2 protein-coding genes are annotated in these 1546 nt (G+C 48.4%); both read right to left on the bottom strand.

The annotated features are described in order from the left end of the window. Nucleotides 1–667: NAD(P)H-binding protein (locus tag ACTHUM_RS13610; RefSeq protein WP_440403124.1), on the bottom strand; the 667-nt coding region annotated here is incomplete at its 3' end. A gap of 13 nt (nt 668–680) precedes the next feature. Next, on the bottom strand, nt 681–1412 hold the full coding sequence (pyrF, locus tag ACTHUM_RS13605; RefSeq protein WP_070461495.1) for an orotidine-5'-phosphate decarboxylase: 732 nt from the start codon (nt 1410–1412) through the stop codon (nt 681–683). Nucleotides 1413–1546 lie beyond the last annotated feature (134 nt).

The following is a 1546-nucleotide window of genomic DNA, read 5'->3' as shown; positions in this document are numbered from 1 at the left end:
GATCTAACAGCCTAAAAATATCTTGAGGCTCATATACCTGCATATGGTTTTTCGAGTACGACGCCTGTTCATGAGATGACAACAACGCTGCTTTCAGCATGGCTTGCGCCAATTTTTCGACAGCAAGCGGACGTTGGTTTTTCAGCATGCCGATGCGGTTGAGTACGCGAGAAATCCGTTCTGCTATTTTTTCGCCCAAGCGGTCGCTGTTCGGACGAATCAGCAATGGCGGGCGGAAAATAATAAGGTGCGGAAAATTCAAAGCGATAATTGCTTGCTCCAATTCGCCCTTCATCCGTTGATAAAACAGGCTCGAAGCAGAATTTGCACCGGAAGCGGAAATCAAAACCAAAGTATTGACGCCGTTTTCTCGTGCGGCTTTGGCAAATTCAAGATTTGCCTCATAATCAATTGCCCATTGCGCTTCTTTACTGCCAGCCGCTTTCAAGGTAGTTCCCAAGCAGGCAAACAATACATCGCCCTGCACTTTTTCACGCCAATCATCAGGCTTAGAAAAATCAATCTGATGGCTATTTAGCTTTTGGTGAGTAAAATCAGGATGTCTGCGACCAAAACAGTCGATGGACTCAACCTCTGAACTGGTTGCAAGTAAAGGCAACAAGGATTTTCCTGTTGCGCCTGTCGCGCCAATCACAATCGCCTTCATACTTCAGACGGCCTTAAGCGTTTGCCACGCGGTTCACTTCGCGCAATACAGCTACCGGATCGGCAGCTTTAGTTACCGGACGGCCCATTACCAAATAGGTTGAACCGGCAGCCAAGGCTTCGGCCGGCGTCATAATACGGCGCTGGTCATCATTATTGCCTGCAACATCTAAGCGGATGCCCGGTGTGACCAAGACAAAATCCTGTCCCAATTCGCGGCGCAATGGTACGGCTTCTTGAGCGGAACATACTACGCCGTCCAAGCCCGAACTTTGCGCCAGTTTCGCCAAGCGGATGACTTGTTCTTCAGGGGCGATGTTCAAACCGATTTCTGCCAAGTCGCTTTGTTCCATGCTGGTCAACACGGTTACGCCGATCAAAAGCGGCTTGGTTTGATATCCGGCAACGGCTTCTGCTGCTGCTTCCATCATGCGGCGACCGCCCGATGCGTGCATATCGACCATCCACACGCCCATATCGGCGGCAACTTTACAGGCCTGAGCAACTGTGTGGGGAATATCGTGGTATTTCAAATCGAGGAAAAGTTTGAAACCTTGATTGATTAAGCTTTCTGCCAAATTGCGGCCGGTTGCGGTGAACAGCTCTTTACCGATTTTGATTTGACACAGTGTCGGGTCAAGATTGCGGACAAATCCGAGCGTATCTTTTTCGTTGGCAAAATCGAGGGCGACGATGACGGGAGTACGTTGTTGCTGAGTTTGGAAGTCGGAGATCAAGGGATTCATAAGATACCTGCGGATAAACGGTTATAGCTTCGATTTTAACAGCTTTTGTACACAAAAGGCCGTCTGAAAATATTTTTTCAGACGGCCTCATGATTTTACTTTGGCAAAACTTATTTGCCCAAACCTTTCAATAC

Source organism: Neisseria sp. P0021.S006 (genome assembly GCF_051956895.1).
Note: the sequence above shows the minus strand (reverse complement) of the source record. Positions and strands in the feature narration are given on the sequence as shown.